This is a genomic window from Streptomyces sp. RLA012 (genome assembly GCF_056270325.1).
This window is the reverse complement of the sequence record NZ_JBWDPA010000002.1, coordinates 11,359,843-11,385,464: the sequence shown is the minus strand read 5'-3', so window position 1 is coordinate 11,385,464 and position 25,622 is coordinate 11,359,843. Positions and strand designations below refer to the sequence as shown.

The window sequence follows — 25,622 nt, the reverse complement described above, 5'->3', positions numbered from 1 at the left end:
GCCCACCGATGAGCAACCCGTCCGATCACGAGCAGTCCGCTTCCACCCCCGACGAGCTGCGTGAGCAGGTCGAGCTGACCCGGGCCGAGCTCGGAGAGACGGTCCAGACACAGGCCGACAAGGCTGACGTCAAGGCCCGGGCCAAGGAGAAGACCGCCGAGGTCAAGGAGCAGGCTGCGGCCAAGGCCGAGGAGCTGAAGGCCAAGGCCGCCCACGCTGCGCACTCGGTCCAGGACAAGCTGCCCGACCAGGTCAAGGACAAGGCGGCTCAGACCGCCGACCTTGTCCGGGAGAAGACCTCTCAGGCCGGAAGCGTGTGGGAGGAGAAGGCTCCCGAGCCTGTGCGGCAACAAGCTGCTCAGGGTGCCCGGGTGGTACGGGACAACCGCAAGCTGCTGCTGGCAACCGCGGGCGCAACAGCCTTCGCGTGGCTGGCGTTCCGTCGCAAGAAGGGCTAGAGCCGGTGAAAGCCTCGAAGATCCCCTACAAGCCGGTCGGCCTCGCCCTGGATGTCGTCAGCGGCATGCTCGCCGGTGCAGCCTTCAAGCAAGCCAGGAAGATGCTTGCCCACGCCGAGGATGCCCCCGATGCCACCGCCGAAGACCGTACGTGGAGTGAAGTCCTGCTCGCAGCCTCCCTGCAGGGTGTGATCCTCGCCGGAGCCGAAGCCGCCGCCGACCGCGCCTGGGCCGGTGCCGTCGCCACCCGCCGCGTGACCGGTACCTGGCCAGGCTGACGGCGAACGCACATGGCGCACGGAGCCTCACCGACCTGGCCGCCGGCACAAGTACACGGAAGTCCCCGGCCGTAACGGCGCGGGGACTTCCGCCGTTCACTGCGATGCCCCGAAGACGGTCGGTGCACGTTGAGTGACAAGCCCCGTCGACGGTTCTCCGGGAGATGGCCCGAAAATAGTCGGACGGTGGTGGCACGGCTGTCCGACCTGAGCCCCTACGGTCGCGCCGCCCACGAGTCCTACGGCATCCTGAACCTCACCGGCCTGGACAACACACGGGAGCCCGCGCCCCTGGAACCCGGCCGCCGTTACCGGACGACGCTCCAGCTCAACGGCGTCGGCCAGGCGTTTCCCAGCGGTCACCGGATCCGATCCGGCTGTCCCTGTCCACCTCATACTGGCCGCTCGCCTGGCCACCGCCGAAGCCGGTCCTGCTCAGCGTCCACGCGGACACGAGCACCCTGACCTTGCCCGTGCGCCCGACGGGCGATCCCGACGAACTGCCGCCCCATCCCTTCGGGGAGCCCGAAGGGACACCCCCCTCGCCTCCACCCAGCTCCCGCCCGGAGAGGAACGCTGGGACGCCAAGCGCGATCTCGGCGTGATAGGCCGCGCTGAGCTGCTCGTCGTCGTCAGGGGCGCGGTCATCTCCGGTGTCCTGGACCTCTCACAGTTCGTGCAGGGCGGGAAGCAGCTTCTGCTGGGCCCACTCCAGGTACGGTTCCTGGTGGTCGCCGCAGGGAATGGACCGGGCCACGTCCTCGGGCCGTACGAACCGGGTGGCACCGGCGAATCCGGCAGGCCCGGGCAGTTCGGAGTTGACCGGCCAGCCGCTGCCGAACCAGCAGAACTGCTCGTGGACGCGAGCGACCGCCGCGTCGCGGTCGGTGACGTAACAGATCGGCAGTTGGCCGACCTTGGGCCTGCCCGCGCCACCGTGCAGGTCGAACACGGAGATCAGTGCCTGCTTGGGTTCAGTGGCGATCAGAAGGCCTCCCAGTCGGTGGCATACGGGACCGGTAGAGAACCTCATGGCGACGCGCGGAGCCTGTGGTGAGCTGAAGGGTGGCAGATCCTTGCGGGCAGAGGCGGCCTCGGCTGATGTGCGAGGCGGGGTCGCCCTCGATCTGGACCACCTTGCGTCCTTGACGTAGATCTGCCGGCCACAGCAGACCGCGCAGTAAGGACAGATGGAGGAAATCACCCGTTCGGCGGTTTCGATACGCGGCCTGAGCTGCCGCGTGGGTGCCGACATGGCGGCCCGGCCTCGCGCCGACGGGTCGGCTCCGGTCAGCTGTCGACAGACGGGGGAACAGTGCCGACCACTGCCGGTGACGGCGTTGACATGGCCGGTGCCGCGCCACCGACGGGCCAGTCGCCGGCCCAGGTGCGTACACCCATGACGTGTCCTCTCGGGCGGCCGGACTCCTGTCGGCAGCCGCAGGCGTCCCTTCCAGCCTCACCTGCCGGGGCGCCCGCGGCGGGCGGAGCGTCAGGCGGGCGGTTCGTCGGGCACGGGATGCCCCGGACGTCGGCTGCCGGAGTGCGGGGCGCCCTTGCGGCCAGTGCCGACCTCGTCCGTATCGGGGATCTCCGGGTCGGGCTGCTCGTCGGCGGTGGACTGCATCGAGACGACGGCGACGTCCCAGGGGTCCTCGTCGGCGGTGGCCTGCTGATCGGGCAGATCCCTGGGGATCGGCTTCGGTATCGGCCCCCCGCTGTTACCAGGGGCTTCAGGTCGGCGCTCGCTCACGGCGTTCTCGCTTCCTCGCGCAGGGGGGTGGCGTGAGGCGCAGGTACCCCGGCGGCCGACGATGATGCGTGCGATCGAGGCGCCGCCCCGAGGCTGGTCGGCGGGTGCGCAGAGCGTTGCAGAGCGTTGAGGAGTTCCCGCTCGGTCGTGCGCGACCGCCCCAAGACTTCGTTTGCGGTCAGAGCTGCGCGGCGGGGACGGGACCGAGAAGGCAGCCGCCGTCGGCGAAGCCGTGCAGGGTGCCGACCATCAGGATCTGGACGAGCCCCCGAAGCCGTAGCGCGTCACCGTTCAACGGAACACTGTCGTCGGCCCAGACCGACGCCAGAGATTCAAGCGTGCCGTCACCACACCTCAGGCCCGCCGCCGTACCACTCGATGACCGGCGAGTCCGCCACATCGATCTCATCCAGACCGGCCCAGCCCGCCTGCCGCATGATCTCGGCCAAGCCACGCAGACTACAGGCCGCCCCCGCTGGCTCCCCGTCCACGCGCACTTGGCGCCCCTCCCCCTTGACGGGCGGACAAACGATCACGGAACGCTCGGTCATTCGGCAAGCATCGCCCGCAGCCACACACCGCGCATCCGGACGTAGCCCGCGGCGCCGTACCAGACGCCGTGCGACTCCAAGAGGCGTACAGGTTCGTCTGGACACGTGTGCGAAGGTCGCGCTCGATACCTTCGCCGAGGTGGCCGAGGGCTGGAGATCTCATCGCTGCTGTCCAGGGCCAGAGGCGTCCTCAAGCCTGTTCCCGAAAGCCTGTTCCCGAACCCATGGTGGTCGCGTTTTCGGTGTCCCTTCTGCCTGACCGCCGCTCTGACGCGTAAATAGCAGCAGGTCACGGCGGGTGTGGGCGTGTTTGGGTGCCCGGTGGGCGGGAGGTCGCCGGGTGTCGGGTGCCGGGCTGTGGTGGGTCAGGCCGCTCCCTCGATCGGGTTGAGAGTGACGGTGTAGCCGAGCTGGTTGAGTGCGGTGATCGCGCGGTGGGTGGCTCGTTCGGGGTCGCGCTGGGTGAAGTAGGTGCCGCCGAGTTCCTGGTAGGCGAGGTACAGCGCGGTGAGCTGCGGCAGATGCTGCTCGACGCGCTCCCGGAGGGCACCGTCCGGTGGGGGCACAAGGTCCGCGGTGTCCGTAGCCTCGGCGAGGGCCGTCATGAGGTGACCTTCGCCGACGGCAGTACCGTCGTCACGAGCCTACTGGTCGGCGCGGACGGCGCGTGGTCGCGGGTCCGGCCTGTGCTTTCGGATGCCACCCCTGTGTACGCCGGAACGTCGTTCGTCGAGACCTGGCTGTTCGACGCCGATACCCGGCATCCTGCTGCTGCGAAGGCGGTCGGTGGCGGATCGATGTTCGCGGGCGACGAGGGGAAGAGGCAGACCGGGGCTCAGCGGGAGAAAGGCGGAACCCTCCCCACCCACGCGATGCTCTCCGGTCGGCTGAGCCGAAGGGCCCGGCAGGACGATGCTTCAGAGCAAGCGGGAACGGATCAGCTTTCCAGCATGCTCAGGGCCCCTGCCAGGATGCCGGCCAGCCCCGTGCCGGCCTGGAGCAACCTGGTCCTGGTCGGGCCCGCCGGGCTCCCGAGGAGACACACCACCAGCAGCAGAGTCCCGCCAACAACGAAGAACCAGTCGCCGAACGAGTCGTGCCACTGGCCGAAGGAGTGGAAGCGGCCCAGCGCGACCGCGACACCCATGACGACCAAGAGTACGGAGATGAGGGCAGCGCCGGTTGGCGTGCGGTTCGTCAGACCGTCCACCAGGAAGCTGAGTACCACCAGCGAGGCGGCCACCGGGGTCACCAGCATGGCCTGTCCGGTCCACCACGGCACCACGAGGCCGATGCCGCAGGCGAGATTGAAGCAGGACACGAGGACGGCGGCCACGTTGTTCTGGGCCATGCCCCTGCGGATGAGGGACGGCATCGCCAGGAACGACAGCAGCAGGAAGACGGCGATAGCCCACTGTGCAATCCACAAGAGGGTGTTCAAGACCGGGACCTCGCTTCAACTCGCCGCTCGTTGAACGAGTTTGGGGGATCTGGTGGGCTGAATCAAGGGCCGGCCCCGAGCAGGTGTGCCTTTCAGTGCGTGGTTTCATCCCCGGCCGTCTTCTTCGCGGCCCGGGGCGACGGGACGATCCGGCTCTCGCTGTCCGAGCCATGTGACGAAGCACCCCGAAGGGCGAGGGCGCCTCGGGCGAGTACCGTTTTGGGGAAGCCTTCGCCAGTGCCGCATCAGGCAACGTTCGCCCGCTCCTCGGCCTCTGACGCCGAGGTGGCTGCGGCCAGTCGGTTGGCGATCTCCTCCGCGGTCAGCACGAGCGCGAAACCCTTGCGCAGGACAGCGAGTTCGGGTTCTTGCCGGGACTCGTCGTCGGTGGCCGTGACGTCGGATCCGAAGACGACCTTGTAGCCACGTTCGTATGCCTGCCGGGCCGTGGTGCCACAGCAGTAGTTGGTGAGCGTTCCCGTGACGATGACCGTGTCTCGGCCGAGGTTGCGGAGCATGGTATCGAGCGGGGTGTCGTAGAACGCCCCGTAGGAGGGCTTGCGGATCATGGCCTCGTCGGAGTGGCGGCCCATCGGGGCCCACACCTCGGCAGGGCCCGGCCGGCACCAGTCGGTGTCGGCATGCGGGAGGAACCGTAAGGCGTGCGGCCGATCCAGTCCGAGGTGTGTGTCGTCGAAGATGGTCCACAGCACCGGGACGGAGGCGGCCCGGCATTCTTCGGTCAGCTGCCGCAGCCGAGGCGCCATCCGGGTGGCCGCGGGCACCCAGTAGGGGCTCCAGCCGGGCCGGACGAATTCGTCTTGCATGTCGATGACGAGCAGCGCCGCCCGTTCGGGCCGTACGTCGAACGATGCCCGGCCGCGCTCGTAGGCGTTGCGCGCCCGCGCGGTCACCCATTCCTCGGTGTACGCCATCCCGCCTCCTGCATCGATTCGAGGCACCTCGTTTCGATGTGCGAGAGTAGCAGCATGCTCGGACTCGCGATCCTCGGATTCCTGGCCCAGGGGCCGCTGCACGGCTATCAACTGCGCCACCAGATAACGCACTTGTCCGGCCATGCCCGGCCGGTCAGCGACGGCAGTCTCTACCCGGCGATCAGCCGGCTGGTCAATGCCAGGCTGCTCGACCGGCGGACCGAACCGGGCGCCTCGGCCGCTCAGCGGCACACCCTGAGCCTGACCGACGCCGAACGCCGCGAGCTGCTGTGCCGACTGCGGGATGCCAACGGCCTGGACATCAGCGAGAGCACCCGGTACTTCACGTTCTTGGCCTTCCTCTCCCACCTGCCCGCCACCGCTGACCGCCACGCGGTACTGCGTCGGCGGCTGGAGTTCCTGGAACAGCCCGCGAGCTTCTTCCACGACGGTGACCGCCCACTGGGTGCCGAAGACACCGATGCCCCCTACCGGCGCGGCATGCTCACCATCGCCCGCGCCACCAGCCGCGCGGAAAGGTCCCGGCTTCGGGAGGTGTCGGCCTGACACCGCACCGGCAGGCACCTCGCCCGTTCTGAACCCGTGCCCTCCTCTTCACGAGAGATTGTGCGGGTGGCAGAGCCAGTACGGGTCCGGGATGTGATCCACAACTTCAACGCCGACGGCTTCGGCTCCCTCCACCCGAAGTACAAGGGCGGTCGGCCCAAGACCTGTACCCAGCCTGAGCGCCGGGAGTCAAGAAGATCGCCAAGTCCAAAAAACCTGGAAGACCTCCCGTGACCCGGACTGTGCCCCCAAGAAGGCCCGCGCCGAACACCTCTACGCGATCGCTGACGGCGAGGTCATACCCGAGGACGGCGAGCCCGATGTGGTGCTCTGCCTGGATGAGTTCGGGCCGCTGAACCTCCAGCCCCACACCGGGCGGCAGTGGGCCGAACGCGGCGGGAAGCACAAGGATCCCGAACGCAGGCCCCGGCCCCGCAGGCGGGCCACCTACACCCGCCCGCACGGCGTCCGCCACCTGTTCGCCGCCTACGACCCGACCTCGACCAGGACAAGCTCTATGGGCACATCAAGCACATCAAGCACATCAAGCCGAAGAAGAACCACACAAGGTTCCTGGAGTTCTGCCGCTACCTTCGCAGCCTCTACGGTCATGGCAGTCAGGGTGCCTCTTCAGCGCTCTTTGACATACCCGTTAGCACGGCCGACCAGCGAGGCCAGACCGTGCCGCACACAAGCGGGCAGGTGCCCTTGCACATGAGGTGGCCGGATGACGTCACTGCTGGTCTACGCGATTTACCTAATAGTCGCGGCGTTGTACGTGTATGCCGTGGTCGACTGCATCAGGACACCGGCGGCGCGTATTCGAATGCTGCCCAAGGTGGGCTGGCTGGTCATCGCGGTCCTGTTCCCTGTCCTGGGCGCTATCGGCTGGCGAAACCTGGGCAAGCGGTCCGCCCGTGCCGAGGAGCAGCCGTCTGCGGCCTGAGTCCGGTTATCCGCCTCACTTCCATCGTTGCGGTGCCGGTCACAGCCACTCGTTAATGACTGCGACCAGCACGGTCGCCTCGGGAACCGAGCTTCCGGCGAATGCGGACTCGGTCCGCAGGAACCGGGATGGTCGCCTTGATCCCACGTCTGCACAGATAGGCCCGGTTGCGGCGAGAGTCGTACGCCCTGTCGGCCCGCACTCGGTCCGGTCGTTTGCGGGGCCGCCCTCGACCGGGTCGGGGCACCCGGATCGCCTCCAGGACCGGCTCGAACTGCGGGGAATCACCCCGCTGCCCGGCCGTGATCAGCACAGGCAGAGGCTTCGGCCCCTGCTCGACGGCGAGATGGATCTTGGTGGTCAGCCCGCCTCGGGAACGTCCAAGGCCGTGGTCGGCCGACTCGACGACAGTGCCGCCGGGCGGCTCCTTTTGCAGATCTCCCTTTTTCGACGCACCGGCGGCGTGCTGGTGAGCCCGACAAACGGTGGAGTCGACGTTCACGTCCCAGGTGATCAGGCCCTTCGCATCAGCCTGGACCTGGAGCTGGGTGACGATCCGTGCCCAGGTGCCGTTGCGCCGCCACCAGCGGAACAGCTCGTAGACCCGGTCCCATGGGCCATACCGCCGCTCCGGCACATCACGCCAGGGAGCACCAGTCCGGGTCCGCCACCGTATGCCGTCCATCAGCTGCCGCCGTGTCCACACCGGCGGACGGCCCGGCTTGATGCCCCGCGGCAACAACGGCGCCAGTCCGGCCCACTAGCGTTCCTCAAATCACCACGCCCCACGGAGCATGATCACCCATGATCAAGATCCACTACCGTCGACTTCACCCTGCCCACCGCGTCGGCGCGGACCTGGACGTGCTCCAGCAGCTCCGCCCAGGTCCCGTCCGCCTCCCGACGGACGAACCACTCGTACACCGTCTGCCACGGCACATACCGCTCGGGCAGGTCCCGCCACGGCGTCCACGCCCGTCCACGCCCGGGAGCAGCGGTTCTATCCGCTCCCACGCCGCATCCGTCAGCTCGCCTCGACCCACCACAAGATCAATTGTCAGACAGGCCCCAGCGGAGCCCCAGCCCGCAGGACCGTGCTTCGCCCATGACTCGACCATCCATTCGACCCGGACTTCTTCCATGGCGGACGGCGTCGTCCTACGGCGTGCAGTAAGCAGTAAGCAGTAAGCAGTAAGTAATCGAGAGTTCGGGCCGGTTCGGGGGCTGGTGGTCACGGCACCCTAACCGGCCCGCTTTACGTTGGGCCGTGTCAGCTGTGCAAGGTCGTCACCTTCAGGGCCGGGTCGCCGGCGATCTCCGCTTCTGTGAAGCGTTCGGTGACCCACTGCTTGCGGGAGAAGAGGCGGGTCTGGTCCGTGTAGTGGGGTGAGGCCGGGTTCGCCGACTGGCCATAGGTGAGGAGGGTGTGGGCGTGGGGGCCGTCGGGGGTCAGTTCGACGGCCATCAGGAAGCTGGTGCCGAAGGCGCCGACGGGCGGGGTGCCGGTGCCCGAGTCGGGGCCTGCGTCCACGACGTCGAAGCAGCCCACGTCGCAGCCGGGCAGCGGTACGCCCGCCCACTTCTGTACGGCGCCGAGCTCGGTGTCGACCGGGAGGTCACGGGCGGCGAAGTCCTGGACGGCGTCGGCCAGGGCGCGCTGGACGCGTACGTCGTCGCCGTTGATGCCGCGTGGCGTGGTGAGGGGCTGGGCCGGGTCGTAGGGGACGCGGCGCCAGGTGTCGGGCGGGCCGCCGTCGAGGAGAAGGCCGTAGAAGGTGTCCCAGAGCGCGGCGCCGCGGCTGTCGGTGTCGGCACGGGTGTCCCAGCGGGCGAGGGTCGCGCAGGCCTGCCGTACGTCGATCTCCTTGCCGTCCGTGGTCGTCAGGCTTGGGTGGGCGCGGCACATGCCGACCACGTCGTCGCGGCCGGTCTCGGCCGGCAGGACGCGGTTACCGAGCATCGACGCGCGCAGGGTGTCCTGGGTGAAGCCCGGGGCGCCGAGTCCGTCCGTGCCGTCCGCGCGATCCGCGATCATGCGGAGTCCGAGCTGGGCCCGCTGGTCGAGGCGGGGGGCGATGTCGTACACGCCCGGGAGGCCCGTGATGGGCGCCTCGGGGTTGGTGTACTGGGGTCCGTTGTTGGAGTTGGCGACGTAGTCGGTACGGCTCAGCCTCGGCTGGTGCGACGGGCCGTAGATGCCCGGCACGAGCGCGTCGGGATCGCTGCCCCAGGCGCAGGCCGACGTCGAACCGTCCAGCGCGGCGGGCCCCTCCTCGCCGGCCGGGAGAGTGCAGCGCTGCAGCTGTTCGTCGGTGAGATGCGGGACGACCGAGGAGTCGGTGAAGTAGGTGCCACCGCTGGTGTCGGCCGCGAGGGTGTAGGTCCAGGGGATGCCCTGGTAGGTGTTCTGGGCGGTGCGCAGTTGGGCGAGGTTCTGGGCCTTGCCCATGGCCAGCCAGACGTTCATGGAGCGCAGGTTGTCGGCGTTGGCGTCGCGGACCGCGTAGGCGGTCTTCGTGGTCCAGCCGGAGGACAGGACGGAGCCGAACCGTGAGGTGTACAGGGTCCGGTCGACGGTCGACAGCTTGCCGTTCCTGTCGCGGACGGTGACCGGGACCGTACGGCGCTTCATCTGCTCGGCCTTGCCGTCGAGCAGATAACTGGTCGGGTCGCCGGGCACGAGTTTCAAGGCGTAGAAGGAGGCGTGCTGGGCGTCGCTCGCGGTGTGCGTCCAGGCGAGGTTGCGGTTGTGGCCGATCTCGACCAGAGGGGTGCCGTACAGGCCGGCGCCGGACACGTCCAGGGTGCCGGGGATCGTCAACTGCACTTGGTAGAAGCGGAAGTTGGCGGCGCCCCAGGGAAGGTGCGGGTTGGCGAGGACCATCGCGTTGCCGGTGCGCGTGGCGTCCCGGCCGAGCGCCCAGCCGTTGCTGCCGACGTGGGCTGCGGCCGTGCCCTGCCCGCCCGCGGTGACGGACGCCGCGGCCGTTGCACCGGAGGCCTCGGAGAGCGCCGTGTCCTTGCCGTCCGGGGTCCCGGAGGCCGCCGTGCCGTTGGCGCTCGCCGCCGGAGGCTTCGCGTCGCCGATGTCCGGCGCCAGCGGCACCGCCCCGGTCGCCCCGTCGACGTCGTACACGACACTCCACAGGTCGAGCGGGGTGATCGGCCGCACCCAGGGCTTGCCCTTGCAGCGCGGGTCCGGCAGCTTGTCGACGCCCGTGTCCCGCAGATAGCGGTTGTACCCGGCGGCGTACCCCTCGACCATCCGGCGCAGCTCCGCCGTCGGCCCCAGCGGCGCCTTCCGGTCGAGCAGCCGCTGGACGGTGCCCGCACCCAGTTGCCCGTTGTAGTACGTGTCGCTCGCGAGGTTGGAGCCCTCGCCGGATTCCCCGTCGGAACCGAAGAACCGGGACCGCTCGCCCCGCAACGTCACCACCTGGTCGGCGAGTTCGCACACGTTGTCCTGCGCGAACGCGTAGCCGTAGCCGTATCCGAGCCCGTCGAAGTCCCGGGCCAGGATGTGCGGGATGCCGTACTCCGTCCGGCTGATCCGGACCGTGTGCCCGCCCTCGGACATCGTCTCGCCGTCCGGCCCCGTCGCGGCGGACGAGGGCGCGGGCAGCAAGGCCACGGTGGCCGAGGTGAGACAAAGGGCGGCCGCGACGGCCGCCAACCGGCCTGCCAAGGACCTCTTATGACGCTTCGTCAGTGTTCTGGGTTCACCCATGGCTGCCACCCTTCAGGGTGAACCGACGGGCGGCATCGAGCCCGCGGCGGATTTCCGAGCGGCGTGTCAGTCTGGGGGTGTACGCCTCTGGGCTCTATCGGCCGTCCGGCCCGCTGTCCGTTGCGTCCTTGGGTCAGGCCCGCCGCCCATCGAGCGTCCCGTGCGAGTTCGGTGTGCGGCCGAGTGAGCCGAAGACCTGGGCCGCCACATCCTCGTGGCGCAACTCGCGGTCTGGCGCGTCGGCTGCGAGCCGGGCCCGAGCAGGCGATTCACGCCGCAGTCTCCAGGTCGGGGCGGCCGCCGTGGCCGTAAACGCTGGAGCTACCGCCGGAAGAAGACCCTCAACGCCTTCGACGGACGCCTGTCCCTCTGACGGTCGCGAGCCGACAAGCCCTCACCATCCAACAAGATCAACGCCTATGCCGCGCAAATGGCGTCCCACGAACGACGTGATGCCCCCCGACCGGGACGGTCAGCCCGCCGACGTCGCGCGCGCCATCGCCTGCGCGGGCGGGGGCAAAGGCAGGGGCGACGGCGGGGCGAGGAGCTGCTGGATGCCCAGATCCAGCGCCGCTTCGAGGTGTGTGAGGGAGCCGGTGGACATCATGATCAAGACGCCCCCCTGGATACCGGCCAGCAGAGCTGCCGAAGCCCGGTCGGCATCAAGGCCGGGTGAGATCTCACGCTGGTCCTGCATGACCCGGATGCCGGCGGCGATCTGGGCCTGCCACGAGGCGATCAGTTGCCTGGTGACGGCCTGCGCGCCGGGCGTAGTGGGGGTCAGCTGGGACATGAGCGCGCCGAGCGGGCACTGCTGCCCCTGCCGGCGGTAGCGGTCGACGACCGCGTCCCGCCAGTCACGCCAGGCCCGCCAGGAGGTGAGCTCACCGAGGTGGGGCTGCTGGTCGGACAGGACGCGGCCGGCCTCGTGCCGGGCCACCGCGAGTAGGAGCTCCTCCTTGCCGCCGGGGAAGTAGTGGAAGAGCTGGCTCTTGCTGGTGGCCGTGCGGGCGCGGATGTCGTCCAGGGTCGTCTCGGTCACGCCGCGCTCGCGGATCTCCTCCGCGGCTCCTTCGATGATGCGTTGCCTGGTGGCCGCGCCCTTCGGGGTCAGTCGAGGTGCCATGCCGCCATCCTGCCACTTACTGGACTTGCGGGTCCATTTTTTGGGTGGCAGGTTTGCCGTTCCCAGCCGGTTCGGTACAGAAAGGCACGGCACCATGACCCAGCGACTCACGGGGCGGACGGCCCTGGTCACCGGTTCCACCACGGGCATCGGCGCCGCCATCGCGGCGGCCATGGCCGCCGAGGGCGCGTTCGTCGTCGTCAGCGGACGTGACGAGCGGCGCGGCGCAGAGGTGGTGGCGCGCATCGAGAAGGACGGCGGTACGGCGGCCTTCGTCAAGGCGGATCTGTCCGCGGGCGCCGATGTGATCGGCCGTTTCGCCACCGACGCGGTCGCCGCGGCCGGCGGGCGGATCGACGTGCTCGTCAACAACGCGGCGCTCCTGCTCGCGCCCACCCCCACCGCCGAGGTCACGCAGGAGACCATCGACGAGGCACTGGCCGTGAGCGTGCGGTCGATGTTCCTCCTCACCGGCCTCCTGGTACCGCCCATGGCCGAGCGCGGCCGTGGCGCTGTGGTCAACCTGGGGTCCATCAACGGCATGCGGGGCATGGCGCATTCGGCGCTCTACAGCATGACCAAGGCGGCCGTGCACTCGCTCACCGCGTCGTGGACCGCGGAGTACGGGCCGCACGGCGTCCGGGTCAATACCGTCGCTCCCGGCCCCACCCTGACGGAGAAGGTGACGGCAATGGAGGAGCTCCTGGCCCCGATCATCGCGGGCATGCCCTCCCGCCGCGCCGGTACCCCGGAGGAGGTGGCCGCCGCCGTCGTGTTCCTCGCGAGCGACGAGGCGTCCCAGGTCCACGGCGCCACCCTCACCGTCGACGGCGGATTCACCGCGGTGTAAGTGGCGCGGCGGGGTGGTGCGGCGGGGCGGGCCGCGGCAGCGGGCGCCGGGGACACGCCTGCTGAAGTGGTACATCGGTGGCCACTCGGTGGTCCTCCCGTTCCAGTTCCAGGTCGCGTCTCGCAAAGATCGACTAGCAGGTTCACGAAGCCACAGGCCGAGAGTCGAGGGCCGAGGATCGAGGGCCACAAGGAGCAGTCCGGCGCGGTATCGCGCACCGAGTTCGTCGAACCGGGTGGCGACTGCGCGGAACTGCTTGAGGCAGTTAAAGCAGCGCTCAACCATGTGCCGGCCCTGGTAGGCGTCAGCATCGAAGGCTGACAGGCGACCTCCCTCGAGCCATCGTCGCCGGGGCACGCAAAAGTCCCGGGACTCTTCGAAGAGTCCCGGGGCCGCGTTGCTCAGAACAGCCGTCGGATCAGGCGAGCGGGCGGCCGCCGTAGTAGGTGCCCAGCTCGTCGTGGTAGTCCCGGTCGCCGAGGTGCTTGTCGCGGTGGAACTCAGGAGCGTCCTTGATCTGCTGCTTGGTGCGGTCGACAAAGACCTTCTGCTCGTCCGGGTCGATGCTGACGACCGTACTCGCCGGGAGCAGGACCTCCTTGCCGAAGATCCACACACCGGTGTCCACCACCAGATAGGCGTCATCGACCTCGTCGGAGTGCTTGTCGACCTTACCGATGCTGCCGTCCGTGGCCTCGACCTTGTAACCAGTGAGGTCGGCGCCCATCAGAAGACCCTCAGTCGACTTGTAACTCCACACATTTCCAGTCACGCGAAAACAACTCCTCCGGTAAACAGAGGACAGCAGGGATACCCGCTGTTCCTCCTTTTTCTTTCCGTACGTCGTCCACAGCAGTTTCTTTGACCGCCTTCAATGCGAGTGCCCCCGTCCGGGGGTTCACACATCCGTTGGAGCCGGGATGCCCTCCGGTGTTTGTATGGGAATTACTTTCGACCCGGCATCGGCGAACCAGTGGTGACTCCTGCCGTCATGGCGGTGGCCGCCGCCTCATCAAGAGGACGACGGGCCACCGCCATAATCCACTTGGACTGCACCGAAGCACTCGCCTACCAGCGATACCAGCGGCCACTCCCACCCTTCGGACGGGCGACGAAGCCGACCAGCCACAAGACCAGCACCGCGATCGCGATCCACTAAAGAATTTTCAGCGCGAAACCCGCCCCGAAGAGAATCAGGGCCAGCAGAAGAACAAGAAGCAAGGGAACCATGATTGTCAACCTCCGAACCACCACCTGCCCAGCTATTCTCCGCCCACACACACGAATTACAATTCGCCTGCGTTTCGACCGCTGAAGTCACCGCCTGACCTGCCTCCATACCGAACTTGGCTATGCGGGTGAAACGGGGGTACGCCTGGGCCATGGGCACCACAGAAACGACCCCGTTACGCGCTGCCGCACTCGTCTGCACCTTGTCGCCTTCACCCGCCGCGTCCAGTTCGCAGCTGCTGGCCGAGCAGACCAAGGCGGCGCTGGGCAAGCACGCCGTCACCGGCAAGCTGATCCGTATCACTGACCACGACATACGGCCCGGGATGAAGACCGACATGGGTGAAGGGGTCATGGAGCGCCTGAACGCCGAGGTTTCCGAGACGGACGACGAGGGGCGGATAACTCACCTACGGGAAGGTCGCCGCGGCATGCGTCGTTGGCAACGAAGACGGTGCTCATAAGGCCAGCGCCGACCTCTTTCAGGGGCTCAGCGACGTGGGTTTCTCCCTCGCCCCCGAACGCGGCCACCTACTGGGTCGGTGAAGCCATGCAGGGCATCGACTACCAAGACCTCGACAGAACCCCCGAAACCACGTCGGGCACGACAGTCACCCTGGCGGCCAACACGGCTCACCTCGCCCGCCGACTGAAGTCCGCCCCGTACCCGCCCAGCGGGGTACATCCCGCGGAGGTGCTGCGTCACCCGCACTCGGGGAACTCGGGCCCCATGAACACCGTACGCAGGTGACACGCACACAGGCGATCAGAAGTCGTACTTGATCGAGACGATTCCTCCGGGGAAACTTCACCCGCCCCTGGACACCGATCTCGCCGTCGCCGTCGCCGTCGCCGTCGCCGGGCGGGGATCGCAGGACTGAGTGCTGCGCACACCCTCGTCCACGACCGGCTACGGCGGACTCACGAGGCCGAGGCCGCGAAGCTGTACGCGCGCTCCCGCACAGAGGCGATCCGACGCGCTGCAGCGATCATCGTGGCGGCCAGGTAGGCCGACGCGCTGCCGCAGCCGTACTCGTGGTTGACGCGCGTCGCGCGGGCCTGGCCCGGGGCCAGGGCCGGGTGGCAGCGGCAGCGTGCCTGGATCGAGGTCTTCTCGTCACTGGAGACGGCATACTCGTCGTCGCTGAGAGGCACGCCTTCACACGCCTTCAATGGTGCGGGCGTACAGGTCCAGGACACGTTGGGCCTTGGCGCGGAAGTCCAGGTCGCGGATGAAGATCCAGGGCCGGTACTGCCAGGGCTTGATTGCGTCCTGGTGCAGTCGACGACGCACCGTGGACGCCGAGATCGTGTCGGTGGTCCCGCGCGCGGTGAGTTCGGCGGCCGACTCCGGGCATGACCAGCGTGACAGTGGGGTCCCGGCCTCGCTCGGCGGGTAACTGGCAGGCCACCGCCTTGGCCTCGGCAACCTGCACGGGTGTGAATCGAGCTGGGCGTCCGGTGCGCTTGCGGTCGGCCAGGGCCGGCAGGCCGCCGTCGGCGAACCGGCCCCGCCAGGTCCGCACCGTGTCCACGTGCAGGTGGGTCTCCGCTGCTATTCGTGCGTTGGAGTGCCCTCGGGCCGCCAGCAGCACGAGCGATGCCCGCTGCCGGGCTTGATACTCGGTGTTTCGACCGTAGGCCATCGTCTTCACCCGGTGGTGCTCGGATGCGGTCAAGGTAAGCGACGCAGCTCGGGCCGCAGGCGTGGAAGGGCGACGGCCCATCTCGGGGCGTCGTGCGGGACGGTCAAAGCGCCTGAGTGCGCTGACGCGATCCGCTCCGCGGTCAAGGGTGCGTGGCTGCCCGCAGGGGAATCGACGCCGGTGGGAGCCTGCGATCGCAGGTCTGTTCTTCCCGAGAGAGTGGCCGGCGTCATCCGCTGCCGCGTGCGAGCGGGTTCGAGGTCAGGGCAGGGTGAGGATGCGGGGGCCGTCCTGGGTGATGGCGATGGTGTGTTCGATGTGGGCGGCGCGGCTGCCGTCGATCGTGCGCAGGGTCCATCCGTCGGGGTCAGTGCGGTAGTCGTTGCGTCCTCCGGCCATGAGCATGGGTTCGATGGCGAGGGTGAGGCCGTGGCGCAAAGGGAAGCCGCGGCCGGGTCGTCCGTGGTTGGGGACGTGGGGGTCTTCGTGCATCTGACGGCCGATGCCGTGGCCGCCGAAGTCGGCCGGCATGCCGCAGTCGGCCTTGCGGGCGACGGTGTTGATGGCGTGGGAGATGTCTCCGATGCGGTGGCCGACGGTGGCCGCGGCGATGCCGGCGTCCAGTGCCTGCTGGGTGGCGGCGATGAGCTCCAGGTCGGCGGGGCGGGGGGTGCCGACGGTGAAGCTGATCGCGGCGTCGCCGGTCCAGCCGTCGAGTTCGGCTCCGCAGTCGATGCTGACCAGGTCGCCGTCGCACAGGCGGTAGTCATCGGGGATGCCGTGCACGAGGGCGTCGTTGACGGAGGCGCAGATTACCGCTGGGAAAGGGGTGGGGGCGAAAGAGGGCTGGTAGCCCAGGAACGGAGAGCGCGCCCCGGCCTTGGTCAGGACAGTGCGGGCGACTTCGTCGAGCTCGCGCAGGCGGACCCCCACGGCTGCCGATTGACGAGCGGCTGCGAGGGCCTGGGCCACGACGCGTCCGGCTTCACGCATCGTCTCCAGTGCCGTGTCGGTCTTGATCTCCACCATGTGCCGTGACTCCCTGCGATGCGACGCTACCCAATACTTATACCGGTATTAGTATCACGGACATGGTGAGAGTTCCTTTGAGTCCGCAAGAGCGGCAACGTGGAGAGCGGTTCGGGGCCCTGCTCCGCCAGGCCCGCGGTGACCGCAGCATGGTGGACGTGGCAGCGGCGGCCGGGGTGTCCGCGGAGACACTTCGCAAGATCGAGACCGGCCGGGCCCCGACCCCGGCCTTCTTCACCGTGGCGGCCCTGGCCCACGCGCTGGACCTGTCACTGGACGACCTGGCCACAGCCTGCGCAGAGGATGCCGACAGCGGCGGCCAGGCCATGTCGGCGTGAACGTCAGGAGACCTGCCGTCCGACCGAAAGGCGGATGTTCCTGACATGGCACGGGAGTGCCGGCCTTCGCCGCATGGCACCAGTTCGACGCTGTCCTCTCCGCACGGCGCGGACCCTCAGGTCAACCCCCGAAAGACTTCGAGAGCGGACCACTGAAGGCCTGCAGGTCCTTAACACGTTGTCTTGATCTCTTGTTGCTGGGTCTGTCGGTCTGGGTGAGGACCCGGGCCTGGAGGGCTGCCGGAGCTACGGGTGGGGTCGTCGCGGGAGCGATGACGATGACGATGCCGTGTGCCTTGAGCAGTCTCCGGTTGTTCAGGAGTGTGCGGTGCGTGGCGGTCCGGCTGCCGGCGAACAGTACGGCGAGAGGTTCTGCGGCAAAGGCGAATCGCAGGTGGAGCACGGTGGCCAGGACTTGTCCGGGGAAAGCCGAGCGGGGTGGGCGGCCACGTTGAGTATCACCATCCGCGGCCAGGACCTCGGTGAGGCCGTTGAGTTACTGGTGGGACATCCCGGTCAGTGCGGGGTCGGACAGCAGGGCCTGGGGCCCGGTCCAGTTCCGCTGTCTGCGGGGTCCGAGCGGCTGGGATCGTGGGGCATGGCTGTGGGGGTGCAGAGCAAGTTCCAGCAGTCCCATAACTTCTGGTCACGGCGATGACCTGGTGGGGAAACTACGTAGCTGTTGAGTTCCCGGCGCCGGTATCGTCCGTCTCAGACCAGCCGTACCAGCGGCTTCCCGCGTTCAGAGAGTGATTCACATGACCAGCCAGCGAGCAACGACGGCCCTGTGGCGCCCCACCGGCCCCGAGGAGCTGGATCTGGTCCGCAAGCTGAACTGGCATGCTTGGCCTCCTCGGCTCCCCGAGCAGCCGATCTTCTACCCGGTTCTCAACGAGGACTACGCGATCAAGATCGCGAGGGACTGGAACGTGAAGCACAGTGGTGTCGGCTTCGTTACCCAATTTGACGTCGAGTCGGAGTTCTTGAGCCGGTACCCCATCCGGCAGGCCGGGGGGCGGACGATCCTCGAACTGTGGGTTCCGGCCGAGGAGCTGGACGACTTCAACGCTCACATTGTCGGCGATATCCGGGTGGTCCACGAGTTCCGCTGAGGCAGGGCGGCTTGCTGACTGGGCAGGCCGCCCCGGAGCGACGATCCCAGCGTGGTTGGTGTGATCACATCTTGTGCTCGCTATCCACACGGTCAGCAGGGTCTGCCCGATCGTCCCCTCGTCCAGCGGCGAGTTCCACATCTTCGCGAACTACCCGTCAGTGAGGACCTCGCGCTTGTGCAACAGGCGTCGTCGGGCCTTCCACTCAGGGTCGGTGGCGCGTCCACGCCGACCACGGACCTGTGCGGTGGTGCGGTACCGGACCAGGGAGGGCATCTTGTTCGCGAGTTGCACGACGTGGAAGTGGTCGACCACCACGGTGGCGTCCGGCAGGCCAGTGCGGATCGCGGCGCGGTAGGTGGCCGACAGGTCGATGGCGACGTGGCGGATGTTCTTGTTCTTCCTCCGGGCCGGCGGTGCGGTGGCCAACCAGGCCAGGACAGGACATCGGCGACGGTGCGGACCTCGACCTGGCCGAGCACATCACGGTCGGCCAGGACAGACGCAGATCGCGGGCGGCCTGGATCACGGTGGCGCCGTCGTCGCGTGCCCGCCGCGCAGACGCGACCCGCAGCCGGACCGTGCTCCTGGCACCGGCGGGTATCTGCGGGATCTGCTCGGTGAAGGTACGCCGCGAACAGGTCGACTCGCGGCAGAACCAGAGGCGCTTGTGCCAGAACAACTCCACCCCACGCTCCCCATAAGGGAGATCACGCGGCCGGATGATCGCGGCCCCCTTCACCCGGGAGGCGAAGACCCCGCAGGCCGGACAGGCCCGCGCCCCCCTCGTCCGCCGTCGCCAGATGCACCCGGCGCGTACCGTGCTCAAGCCGCTCGACCCGTATGACGGACACCCCGTCGAGGTCCAGCGGCAACGTCGTGTCACTGGCCAAGCCCGTGGCTCCCCAGTGATCCTTCTGCCTCAGGAACTGAAATGATCACTCAGGACCACGGACGTCCTGCGTCCAGAGTCCCTTGCCACCCCGCAGGTCACAGACCGTGACAGGCAGTCAGCACATCGAACGACATACACCGCTCAAGTTCGAAGACCCGCCATACACAGCAACGGCGACTTCGACACCTACTGGCGCTTCCAGGTCGCTCGCGAACACGAGCGCTTCCATCAAGCTGCCAGCCAGGGTGAATACGCCCGCAGCACCTAATTCCTCAAAGCAGCCGTTCCCAATAGGAGTTCCGTGGCATCCATCAAGGACTTCGTCTTCGACAGCGCCCATCTTGCCTCCACAGCCCGATTCCGGGCGCAGGCCCTGGCTCATCCCACTGACGGCTTTGCATGCTGGGGGCGAGCGTCCTGGCCGAGTGTGAGAACTGGATCACCATACGGGATCCCGACAGCAATGAGTTCTGCGTGATGCGCTCGTAGCCGGATCCGGGTCGCGACCGTGATGTGAAGCGGACTCCAGGTGAGCGGCCGGAGTCCACATCCTCGGGTCATCGACGCACGGAATACCGAGCGTCCACAAGATGCCGATCGGCTGCGACGACCGCGGCGGTGATATCCCGGCCAACTCGATGAGCTGGCGGGGTTTACCGACTTGGGGCTCGCAGTGGCCCCCCGCTCCCCTGCGGAGCACCAGACAGGGCGCGTTGCCCGTGACTTCCTCAGCTACGGCCGAGCCGAACCCGCCTGGCATCCAATGCTCTTTCACCGCCACGATGTCTGCAGTCTGCCGGGCTGCGGCGAGCACCACATCCCATCAGCGACCTCACTCGAAACGAGCCGCACCCAACCCGGCACCCACCCGACGCGACATCCGGGCCCCACCTGCCCAAAGCAGCCTTGAACGAACAGAAAGGGTCCGTCAGCAAGCTGACGGACCCTCATGCACGATCGAGGCTAGGCGTGGGCCAGGCGTACGCTAGGCGACGCGGCGGCCGTTAGCTCTAAAAGAACCACGACCACTGCTGCTCGGGAGCGCCATTGCAGTCATAGATGACTGCATTCGTATTGTCTCCTGTCGCGCCACCCGGTGTCGACAGGCATTTGTTAACGTTTTTCCCGCTCAGCAGTTGCCCGTCATTCAGGAACCAGCTTTGTTCGGCTCCTCCGTTGCACGTGTACTGAATCGCCTTGGTTCCGTTAGCCGTCGACCCACCATCCGCGAGCGACAGGCACTTGCCGCTCTTGCGGTTTACATACGCGGTTCCTTGAGGTTCCCAAGACTGCTCCGCCGCTCCAGAAATGCAGGTATAAAGAATGGCCGAAACATTGTTGGCGGTCGACCCGCCATTCGCAAGCGACAGGCACTTGCCGCTCTTGACGTTGGTTATGGGTGCGTAGATTTGAGGCTTGGCGGAAGCCACTCCGGTACTGAGAGTAATAGCGGTCAAGGCACCCAAGGATACCGAGATCAACGCACGGTTCGAAATCTTGAACATGGGAACTCCCTTTCCTTCGTTCAGTAGATGACCATGGAAACGCTAGCGTTGAGAAGATGAAATGAAAACAGTCAAACCGTTAAGAGGGAAAATAAACGAGGCCCGCCAGAATTTTGGGTGAACGGTGGGCGGCCTGTAAATTCATGCGTACGCGTAGGCGGTCCAGAAAGTTCAGAAAGTCCAGAAATCTGGTGGGGTAGCGGTCGTCGTCCAGCGGGAGGGTTCAGGCAGGTTCAGCCGTGTCGACGACGACCGGCGGATTCTCGGCGATACGGCCCGGCGCGGCTGCTCCGACTTCGAGGGCGGCAGGCCGGCGAGCCCGTACCGGGTCCGGCCGCGCCAGTAGCTGCTGATCAGCCCGTTCTCCTCCAGCGGCATCCCGGGCGGACGGTTCAGGATGGCCCCTTCCCGGCCAGGGGCGCCGCTTTTGCAGAGTCGTCAGCCCCTCTGTTTCGGTTGGGGCCGGCTGAGTTGGGCCGACGCGGTCGGTCAACGCCGTTGCGTTTACAGGTCATTTCATTGGGTGTGTTCCTGCGGGATACTGCCTGGCGCCTCCGGCGCCGTCACGCCCACAGGGCGAAGGCCGTCGTCGGTCTCACGGTGACCGGGAGGTCTTGGTCGCCACTGTGTTCGTGGCCACGTCCGGCTGCACATGGAACCAACTTCCGCCTGGCATCGGCCCGTCGGGCGTCACCGCGTTCCGGAGGTTCACCGAGTAGTCCCGGGCCCGTGTCCGGACCAGACTCCATCGCCTGGTGCTCGACGAACTCGACGGCCGGGGCGAGCTGGACTGGTCACGGTGCGCCATCGACTCCGTCAGCGTCCGCACGGTCAAAGGGGGCCATTGAAGGGACCGAATCCGACCGACCGTGGCAAGAGCGGATCGAAAATCCACCTCATCGTCGGCCGGAAGAGCCTGCCCCCCTCTCCATCGGCATCTCCGGCGCCGCCGTGCACGACAGCCAGGTCTTCGAACCGCTAGTCCGCGGGATACCGCCCATCCGCTCCCGACGCGGACCCCGCAGACGATGCCCGGCGAAACTCCACGGCTGCAAGGGATACAACTACCCGCCCCTGCGCCGATGGTTGCGGGCGCAAGGGATCACCCCACGCATCACCCGCCGAGGAGTCGAAAACTCCCAACGGCTCGGCCGACACCGGTGGGTCGTAGAACACACCATGGCCTGGCTCGGCGGATACCGACGTCTACACCGCCGCTACGAACGCAAGGCCGGCCACTGCCTGGCCTTCACCACGAACGCGGCCACACTCATCTGCTACCGCAGACTCCCCACATGAAATAGCCCGTTGTCCGGTACAGCCCCTCTGGGTCCGGCCGTCGCGCCGCCTGCCTCAGCGATCTTGAGGGCCTGCATCCCCGCAGCATGCCCGCATCCGGTTCGCACCCGCTCGATCAGCCGGGCCCCGGCGGCCACCGCCTCTCCCAGCTCAGGATCCGCTCCGTTCAGGGGTGGAGGAGGCCACGGGGGCCCTGTACCGGAGGGCCCTGTCCCTCAGGGTGCGTCACTCCGCTCACCCAGGATTGGGCTCGGTGGGACTTCGATTGGCATTGCTACGGCCCTGGCATGCGAATGCACATTGTCGACGCCGTCACTGATCGTCCGTTCGCCGGGAACCCGGCGGGTGTGTGTCTCCTGCCCGCCGGGGAGTGACCGGAAGATGCCTGATTGCAGCAGGTTGCGGAAGATTGCGGCAGTTTGCGAACGAAATGAACTGCTCCGAGACTGCGTTCGCTCTCCCGCTGTCCGTCAGGGCCGAGGCTGAGTGGGCCATCCATTGGTTCACCCCGCTCGTCAAGGCCAGACTGTGTGGCCATGCCGCATTGGCCACGGCGCACATGCTGCGTGCCGAGCAGGGGCTCATCGGCACCGTGCGATTCAGCAGTCGGCAGCACGGCATCCTTGTCACCCACGCCGACATGGAAGGCAGCATCACTTTGGACTTTCCGGCCGCACCCTGCATCGAAGTCCCCATGCCGGAAGGCCTGTCCGAGGCACTGATGGTCAGATTTGAGGCCACCTTCCGTACCGGCGCGCTCGGTGATCTGCTGACAGTCCTGACCGGCGAGGTAACCGTCCGAGCCGTGACTCCCGACCTGGACGCGGTAACCGCCCTGACACGCCGCGAGGGCCTGCTCGGCTTCATCATCACGGCACCGGCGGCCGAGACCGGCCTGGAGTACGACTTCGTTTCCCGCTTCTTCGCGCCCGCCAGGGGCATCCCCGGGGACCTCATCACGGGCAGCGCTCACACCGTGCTCGCCCCTCACCGGTCGGCGCGACTTGGCCGCGACGGGCGCACCGGCCTCCAGGCGTCCGTGCGCACTGGGCCGCTCCGCACTGCCGGGCACGGCGATCGCGTCCACCTCACCAGAAACGCCGTCACGGTCTTGGACGGCACCCTGCACGCCTAGCTCGTCGTCCAGGGCGTGGTCAGGTCAGCAGGGGCGATCCGACTGATGAGGTACGGCAGCGGCCTGAGCGTCTCTGCCGATGAGCAATGGTCCTGATCTCGCGTGGCCGCGCCCCGCACAGGCATACTCGGGCCCTGCGGACGCGTCGGCGTTCGCAAGAAGACGCAGGAGGTGGGCGATGGTTTCGTCGTCGGTGTCAGGCACGGAGCCCCGGAAAGTCACGATCCATGACGTCGCCCGGTCCGCCGGTGTGTCCCGTCAGACCGTGTCGCGGGCGCTGAACGACAAGGGCGAGATCGACGGCTCCACCAAACAGCGCGTCCTCGACGCCGCCCGCGCCCTCGGTTACCGGCCGAGCCGGTTCGCCCGCGGTCTGGTCCGGCAGGACACCACCACCATCGGGCTGGTCATCCCCGACCTGCTCAACCCGTTCTTCACCGAGGTCGCCGCGGCCGCGCTGGAGGCAGCCCGGAGCCGTGGCTGGCACGTCGTCGTATACGACACCGCGGACCGGGCCGAAGAGGAGCTCGGCACGCTGCAGGTGATCAGCTCGCAGGTGGACGCGGTCGTCGGCTACTTCAGCTGTGCCGAGCACGAGCTGGAGCTGTTCACCCGAGGCATGCCTGTGGTGCTCATCGGCCGCGAGCACCACACCGCGCGGTTCAGTTCGATCCGGATCGACGGCGAGGAGGGGGTGCACTCCGCGGTCGCTCACCTGGTCGCAAAGGGCCACACACGGATCGGCATGCTCGACCACTCGGGCCGTGCCGAGCCGAGCATCCGGCGCGAGTGGTTCACAACGGCCGCGGTGTCACACGGGATCGACGCCGGCATGGTGATCGGCGCGGACCAGTCGGCCGACGGCGGCGGAGCGGCGCTCAGGGCCCTGCTCACTGCCCATCCGGATGTCACCGCGCTCTTCACCTTCAACGACATCATCGCGATCGGCGCCCTGCGCGAGTCGCGCCGACTGGGCAGGAGCGTCCCGCAGGACCTGGCCGTGATCGGCTTCGACGGCCTCCAGCTCGGCGCGCTCGTCGAGCCTCCGCTCTCCAGCGTCGCCCTCGACACGCGCAGGCTCGGCGCGCTCGCCATCGACCAGGTCGCACGGCTGTTGACCGGCGTGGCTCCGCTGGGGGACGACGACCTCGTCGTCCGGGCCGAGCTGCGGCTGAGCGGGTCCGCTTAACCTGCCGGACTCGTGTGTGACTCCGAGTCTTGACACCTGACCGCGCCTGAGCGCAGACTTCCCAGCACTTCATATGCCCGTGAGCGTTCACGTGAACGCTCACGTGAACGCTCACGTGAACGCTCACGGGCATCGAGTACGCAGTTGCGAATTCCCACCACGGCGCTTGACCGACACCGTGGTGTCTTGTCCCTTCCAACCAGAAGGCATCCCTGCCCGAGGTGTCAACGTCGACCCGTCTAGCACCGTCGCTAGTCGTCTCTGGAACGGAAAATATGAGCAACACAGTCACGCGCATCCGCCTCGCCGTCGTCGCCGCGACAGCCGGTGTCACCGTGCTCGCCGGATGCTCGTCTTCAGCCCCGTCGGATAAGGCATCCGCAGCTTCCTGCACGCCCGCGAAGGGCAAGGTCACGCTCCAGTACTGGAACACGGTTCCGGGCATGGACCAGGTCATAGCCCTGTGGAACAAGAAGAACCCGGACATCCAGGTTCAGATGAAGAACATCTCCAACGACCAGTACGGCACCATCGGCAACGCCCTCAAGGCGGGCAAGGCGCCGGAGCTCGCCCAGGTCGGCTACGACGAGCTCCCCAGCCTGCGCACCCAGAACGCCTTCGTGGACGCCTCGGCGTGCTCGGAGGCCACCGCGGCCAAGTCGAAGTTCGTACCGTGGACCTGGTCGCAGACCAGCTTCGGCGGCACCGGAGTGTTCGCCCTCCCGCAGGACACCGGCCCGATGGCCCTCTACGTGCGCAGTGACATCTTCACGAAGCACGGCCTCGCGATCCCGAAGACCTGGGACGAGTACGCAGCGGATGCGCAGAAGCTGCACAAGGCGGACCCCAGCCTCACCATCACGTTCTTCGACCCGAACAACGCCGAGTGGTTCAACGGACTCCTCTGGCAGAACAGTGCCAAGATGTACGACTACTCCGGCGACAAGTGGCACGTCACCGTCGAGTCGGACCAGAGCAAGCAGGTTGCGGAGTACTGGCAGAAGCTGATCTCCGACAAGCTCGTGCGCACCGACCTGGCCAATGGCTCGACGCAGATGTACGCCGCATACCAGAAGGACCAGATCGCCAGTTACGTCGGCGCCGCCTGGGGCTACAGCATGTTCCGCGACAACCTGCCCAAGCAGGCCGGCAAGTGGTCGATCGTCCCGATGCCGACGTGGGGCACGAACGGCGCGTCCGGCGACTGGGGCGGATCGACCGTCGCGTTCATGAAGGGCAACAAGCACCTGTACGAGTCCGTCAAGTTCAACACCTGGCTGAACTCCGACCCGGAGGCCCTCGCGCTGGAGAACAAGCTGGGCGGCCTCTACCCGGCGGCCAACGACGGTCTGCAGCTTCCCTCGCTGTCGAAGGGCGTTCCGTACTACAACAACGAGAAGATCTTCGACGTCTTCGCCGCCTCGTCCAAGAGCATCGACACCAGCTTCGCCTGGGGACCCACCCAAAAGACCGTGAACCTGAAGCTGCAGGACGCCATGGCCAAGGCGGCGGCCGGCGACGGCACGCTCTCGGACGCGCTCTCGGACGCCCAAGCGGCCGCGCTGAAATCGATGAAGGATCAGGCGATCCCGGCCGCGGCGGGCAAGTGACC

24 protein-coding genes and 14 pseudogenes are annotated in these 25,622 nt (G+C 67.6%); 15 read left to right on the top strand and 23 right to left on the bottom strand.

The features are described from left to right. Positions 1–8 precede the first annotated feature (8 nt). The 3 genes and pseudogenes from RV986_RS51800 to RV986_RS51790 all read left to right on the top strand — a co-directional run. Complete coding sequence (locus tag RV986_RS51800; protein ID WP_475924057.1) at positions 9–458, top strand: DUF3618 domain-containing protein; 450 nt, start codon at positions 9–11, stop codon at positions 456–458. 5 nt (positions 459–463) lie between these two features. Next, complete coding sequence (locus tag RV986_RS51795) at positions 464–736, top strand: DUF4235 domain-containing protein (protein ID WP_475924056.1); 273 nt, start codon at positions 464–466, stop codon at positions 734–736. Positions 737–922: 186 nt separating this feature from the next. Further along, a pseudogene (locus tag RV986_RS51790) lies at positions 923–1,334 on the top strand (CocE/NonD family hydrolase C-terminal non-catalytic domain-containing protein); the annotation flags it as partial. 69 nt (positions 1,335–1,403) lie between these two features. Here the strand turns inward: RV986_RS51790 and RV986_RS51785 are convergent. From RV986_RS51785 to RV986_RS51770, 4 genes and pseudogenes are all read right to left on the bottom strand, one after another. After that, positions 1,404–1,688 (bottom strand): hypothetical protein, encoded by a 285-nt coding sequence (locus RV986_RS51785; RefSeq protein WP_475924764.1) that lies wholly within the window; start codon positions 1,686–1,688, stop codon positions 1,404–1,406. 41 nt (positions 1,689–1,729) lie between these two features. Beyond that, positions 1,730–2,137: pseudogene (locus tag RV986_RS51780) on the bottom strand (hypothetical protein); the annotation flags it as partial. Positions 2,138–2,228: 91 nt separating this feature from the next. Continuing rightward, a complete protein-coding gene (locus RV986_RS51775; protein ID WP_475924055.1) occupies positions 2,229–2,489 on the bottom strand; it encodes a hypothetical protein in 261 nt (86 codons plus the stop codon). 916 nt (positions 2,490–3,405) lie between these two features. After that, a complete protein-coding gene (locus tag RV986_RS51770) occupies positions 3,406–3,645 on the bottom strand; it encodes a hypothetical protein (RefSeq protein WP_475924763.1) in 240 nt (79 codons plus the stop codon). Here RV986_RS51770 and RV986_RS51765 point away from each other — a divergent pair. Beyond that, positions 3,535–3,918: pseudogene (locus RV986_RS51765) on the top strand (FAD-dependent oxidoreductase); the annotation flags it as partial. The gene RV986_RS51770 and the pseudogene RV986_RS51765 sit on opposite strands and share 111 nt — an antisense overlap. A 59-nt stretch (positions 3,919–3,977) precedes the next feature. Here RV986_RS51765 and RV986_RS51760 read toward each other — a convergent pair. Together RV986_RS51760 and RV986_RS51755 are read right to left on the bottom strand one after the other, a co-directional pair. Then, the gene (locus tag RV986_RS51760; RefSeq protein WP_475924762.1) at positions 3,978–4,481 is read right to left on the bottom strand and encodes a hypothetical protein; all 504 of its coding nucleotides are present in this window, start codon (positions 4,479–4,481) and stop codon (positions 3,978–3,980) included. 245 nt (positions 4,482–4,726) lie between these two features. Then, positions 4,727–5,416, bottom strand: coding sequence for a cysteine hydrolase family protein (locus RV986_RS51755; protein ID WP_475924054.1), 690 nt, complete (start codon positions 5,414–5,416; stop codon positions 4,727–4,729). 54 nt (positions 5,417–5,470) lie between these two features. Here RV986_RS51755 and RV986_RS51750 point away from each other — a divergent pair, with 54 nt between their 5' ends. From RV986_RS51750 to RV986_RS51740, 3 genes and pseudogenes are all read left to right on the top strand, one after another. After that, positions 5,471–5,983: a PadR family transcriptional regulator gene (locus tag RV986_RS51750; protein ID WP_475924053.1), complete on the top strand. Its 513-nt coding sequence runs from the start codon at positions 5,471–5,473 to the stop codon at positions 5,981–5,983. A gap of 36 nt (positions 5,984–6,019) precedes the next feature. Next, positions 6,020–6,589 (top strand): annotated as a pseudogene (locus RV986_RS51745) (transposase); the annotation flags it as partial. 121 nt (positions 6,590–6,710) lie between these two features. Beyond that, positions 6,711–6,929, top strand: a complete 219-nt coding sequence (locus RV986_RS51740; RefSeq protein WP_475924052.1) for a PLDc N-terminal domain-containing protein — start codon at positions 6,711–6,713, stop codon at positions 6,927–6,929. A 94-nt stretch (positions 6,930–7,023) separates the two neighbouring features. Here the strand turns inward: RV986_RS51740 and RV986_RS51735 are convergent. The 4 genes and pseudogenes from RV986_RS51735 to RV986_RS51720 form a co-directional block, all read right to left on the bottom strand. Beyond that, a pseudogene (locus RV986_RS51735) lies at positions 7,024–7,718 on the bottom strand (IS5 family transposase); the annotation flags it as partial. A 9-nt stretch (positions 7,719–7,727) separates the two neighbouring features. Further along, positions 7,728–7,943: a transposase gene (locus RV986_RS51730; protein ID WP_475924051.1), complete on the bottom strand. Its 216-nt coding sequence runs from the start codon at positions 7,941–7,943 to the stop codon at positions 7,728–7,730. Between the two features lie 256 nt (positions 7,944–8,199). After that, the gene (locus RV986_RS51725) at positions 8,200–10,614 is read right to left on the bottom strand and encodes a penicillin acylase family protein (RefSeq protein WP_475924050.1); all 2,415 of its coding nucleotides are present in this window, start codon (positions 10,612–10,614) and stop codon (positions 8,200–8,202) included. A 514-nt stretch (positions 10,615–11,128) separates the two neighbouring features. Then, entirely contained in the window at positions 11,129–11,782 is a 654-nt protein-coding gene (locus tag RV986_RS51720; RefSeq protein WP_475924049.1) for a TetR/AcrR family transcriptional regulator, read from the bottom strand. Between the two features lie 94 nt (positions 11,783–11,876). On the opposite strand from RV986_RS51720, the gene RV986_RS51715 reads away from it, so the two are divergent. After that, complete coding sequence (locus tag RV986_RS51715) at positions 11,877–12,632, top strand: SDR family NAD(P)-dependent oxidoreductase (RefSeq protein ID WP_475924048.1); 756 nt, start codon at positions 11,877–11,879, stop codon at positions 12,630–12,632. Between the two features lie 111 nt (positions 12,633–12,743). On the opposite strand, the pseudogene RV986_RS51710 reads toward RV986_RS51715, so the two are convergent. From RV986_RS51710 to RV986_RS51700, 3 genes and pseudogenes are all read right to left on the bottom strand, one after another. Further along, positions 12,744–12,980, bottom strand: a pseudogene (locus RV986_RS51710) (IS5/IS1182 family transposase); the annotation flags it as partial. 70 nt (positions 12,981–13,050) lie between these two features. Next, positions 13,051–13,404, bottom strand: coding sequence for a PRC-barrel domain containing protein (locus tag RV986_RS51705; protein WP_475924047.1), 354 nt, complete (start codon positions 13,402–13,404; stop codon positions 13,051–13,053). Positions 13,405–13,700: 296 nt separating this feature from the next. Further along, a pseudogene (locus RV986_RS51700) lies at positions 13,701–13,862 on the bottom strand (hydrophobic protein). 152 nt (positions 13,863–14,014) lie between these two features. Here RV986_RS51700 and RV986_RS51695 point away from each other — a divergent pair. Then, a pseudogene (locus RV986_RS51695) lies at positions 14,015–14,538 on the top strand (flavodoxin family protein); the annotation flags it as partial. A 245-nt stretch (positions 14,539–14,783) separates the two neighbouring features. On the opposite strand, the gene RV986_RS51690 reads toward RV986_RS51695, so the two are convergent. The 4 genes and pseudogenes from RV986_RS51690 to map form a co-directional block, all read right to left on the bottom strand. Further along, the gene (locus RV986_RS51690; protein ID WP_475924046.1) at positions 14,784–15,017 is read right to left on the bottom strand and encodes a hypothetical protein; all 234 of its coding nucleotides are present in this window, start codon (positions 15,015–15,017) and stop codon (positions 14,784–14,786) included. Between the two features lie 4 nt (positions 15,018–15,021). Further along, a complete protein-coding gene (locus tag RV986_RS51685; protein ID WP_475924761.1) occupies positions 15,022–15,156 on the bottom strand; it encodes a hypothetical protein in 135 nt (44 codons plus the stop codon). A 97-nt stretch (positions 15,157–15,253) separates the two neighbouring features. Then, positions 15,254–15,508 (bottom strand): annotated as a pseudogene (locus RV986_RS51680) (helix-turn-helix domain-containing protein); the annotation flags it as partial. Positions 15,509–15,769: 261 nt separating this feature from the next. Next, entirely contained in the window at positions 15,770–16,537 is a 768-nt protein-coding gene (gene map, locus RV986_RS51675) for a type I methionyl aminopeptidase (RefSeq protein ID WP_475924045.1), read from the bottom strand. A 62-nt stretch (positions 16,538–16,599) separates the two neighbouring features. Between map and RV986_RS51670 the strand changes: the two genes are divergently transcribed. Next, the gene (locus RV986_RS51670) at positions 16,600–16,875 is read left to right on the top strand and encodes a helix-turn-helix domain-containing protein (RefSeq protein WP_475924044.1); all 276 of its coding nucleotides are present in this window, start codon (positions 16,600–16,602) and stop codon (positions 16,873–16,875) included. Positions 16,876–17,045: 170 nt separating this feature from the next. Here the strand turns inward: RV986_RS51670 and RV986_RS51665 are convergent. Continuing rightward, a pseudogene (locus tag RV986_RS51665) lies at positions 17,046–17,483 on the bottom strand (ISAzo13 family transposase); the annotation flags it as partial. A gap of 150 nt (positions 17,484–17,633) precedes the next feature. Between RV986_RS51665 and RV986_RS51660 the strand changes: the two are divergent. Then, on the top strand, positions 17,634–17,987 hold the full coding sequence (locus RV986_RS51660; protein WP_475924043.1) for a hypothetical protein: 354 nt from the start codon (positions 17,634–17,636) through the stop codon (positions 17,985–17,987). A 150-nt stretch (positions 17,988–18,137) separates the two neighbouring features. Here RV986_RS51660 and RV986_RS51655 read toward each other — a convergent pair. The 5 genes and pseudogenes from RV986_RS51655 to RV986_RS51635 all read right to left on the bottom strand — a co-directional run. Beyond that, positions 18,138–18,437 (bottom strand): annotated as a pseudogene (locus RV986_RS51655) (transposase); the annotation flags it as partial. Positions 18,438–18,480: 43 nt separating this feature from the next. Then, a pseudogene (locus tag RV986_RS51650) lies at positions 18,481–18,729 on the bottom strand (hypothetical protein); the annotation flags it as partial. Continuing rightward, positions 18,698–18,880, bottom strand: coding sequence for a hypothetical protein (locus RV986_RS51645; protein WP_475924042.1), 183 nt, complete (start codon positions 18,878–18,880; stop codon positions 18,698–18,700). The gene RV986_RS51645 and the pseudogene RV986_RS51650, both read right to left, overlap by 32 nt. A 441-nt stretch (positions 18,881–19,321) precedes the next feature. After that, positions 19,322–19,696, bottom strand: coding sequence for a hypothetical protein (locus RV986_RS51640; protein ID WP_475924711.1), 375 nt, complete (start codon positions 19,694–19,696; stop codon positions 19,322–19,324). Between the two features lie 196 nt (positions 19,697–19,892). Then, positions 19,893–20,387 carry an RICIN domain-containing protein gene (locus RV986_RS51635; RefSeq protein ID WP_475924041.1) on the bottom strand — a complete coding sequence of 165 codons (495 nt, stop codon included), beginning with the start codon at positions 20,385–20,387 and terminating at the stop codon, positions 19,893–19,895. Positions 20,388–20,905: 518 nt separating this feature from the next. Here RV986_RS51635 and RV986_RS51630 point away from each other — a divergent pair. The 4 genes and pseudogenes from RV986_RS51630 (at position 20,906) to RV986_RS51615 (ending at position 25,620) form a co-directional block, all read left to right on the top strand. Beyond that, positions 20,906–21,686, top strand: a pseudogene (locus RV986_RS51630) (IS5 family transposase). A 287-nt stretch (positions 21,687–21,973) separates the two neighbouring features. Next, positions 21,974–22,821: pseudogene (locus RV986_RS51625) on the top strand (PhzF family phenazine biosynthesis protein). 178 nt (positions 22,822–22,999) lie between these two features. Further along, positions 23,000–24,010, top strand: a complete 1,011-nt coding sequence (locus RV986_RS51620; RefSeq protein ID WP_475924040.1) for a LacI family DNA-binding transcriptional regulator — start codon at positions 23,000–23,002, stop codon at positions 24,008–24,010. 275 nt (positions 24,011–24,285) lie between these two features. After that, entirely contained in the window at positions 24,286–25,620 is a 1,335-nt protein-coding gene (locus RV986_RS51615; RefSeq protein ID WP_475924039.1) for an ABC transporter substrate-binding protein, read from the top strand. Positions 25,621–25,622: the final 2 nt, after the last annotated feature.

Coding starts and splice junctions, on each gene's coding strand:
- RV986_RS51800 (WP_475924057.1), top strand. CDS start 9: ATGAGCAACCCGTCCGATCACGAGCAGTCCGCTTCCACCCCCGACGAG.
- RV986_RS51770 (WP_475924763.1), bottom strand. CDS start 3,645: ATGACGGCCCTCGCCGAGGCTACGGACACCGCGGACCTTGTGCCCCCA.
- RV986_RS51755 (WP_475924054.1), bottom strand. CDS start 5,416: ATGGCGTACACCGAGGAATGGGTGACCGCGCGGGCGCGCAACGCCTAC.
- RV986_RS51750 (WP_475924053.1), top strand. CDS start 5,471: ATGCTCGGACTCGCGATCCTCGGATTCCTGGCCCAGGGGCCGCTGCAC.
- RV986_RS51740 (WP_475924052.1), top strand. CDS start 6,711: ATGACGTCACTGCTGGTCTACGCGATTTACCTAATAGTCGCGGCGTTG.
- RV986_RS51720 (WP_475924049.1), bottom strand. CDS start 11,782: ATGGCACCTCGACTGACCCCGAAGGGCGCGGCCACCAGGCAACGCATC.
- RV986_RS51715 (WP_475924048.1), top strand. CDS start 11,877: ATGACCCAGCGACTCACGGGGCGGACGGCCCTGGTCACCGGTTCCACC.
- map (WP_475924045.1), bottom strand. CDS start 16,537: ATGGTGGAGATCAAGACCGACACGGCACTGGAGACGATGCGTGAAGCC.
- RV986_RS51670 (WP_475924044.1), top strand. CDS start 16,600: ATGGTGAGAGTTCCTTTGAGTCCGCAAGAGCGGCAACGTGGAGAGCGG.
- RV986_RS51660 (WP_475924043.1), top strand. CDS start 17,634: ATGACCAGCCAGCGAGCAACGACGGCCCTGTGGCGCCCCACCGGCCCC.
- RV986_RS51635 (WP_475924041.1), bottom strand. CDS start 20,387: ATGTTCAAGATTTCGAACCGTGCGTTGATCTCGGTATCCTTGGGTGCC.
- RV986_RS51620 (WP_475924040.1), top strand. CDS start 23,000: ATGGTTTCGTCGTCGGTGTCAGGCACGGAGCCCCGGAAAGTCACGATC.
- RV986_RS51615 (WP_475924039.1), top strand. CDS start 24,286: ATGAGCAACACAGTCACGCGCATCCGCCTCGCCGTCGTCGCCGCGACA.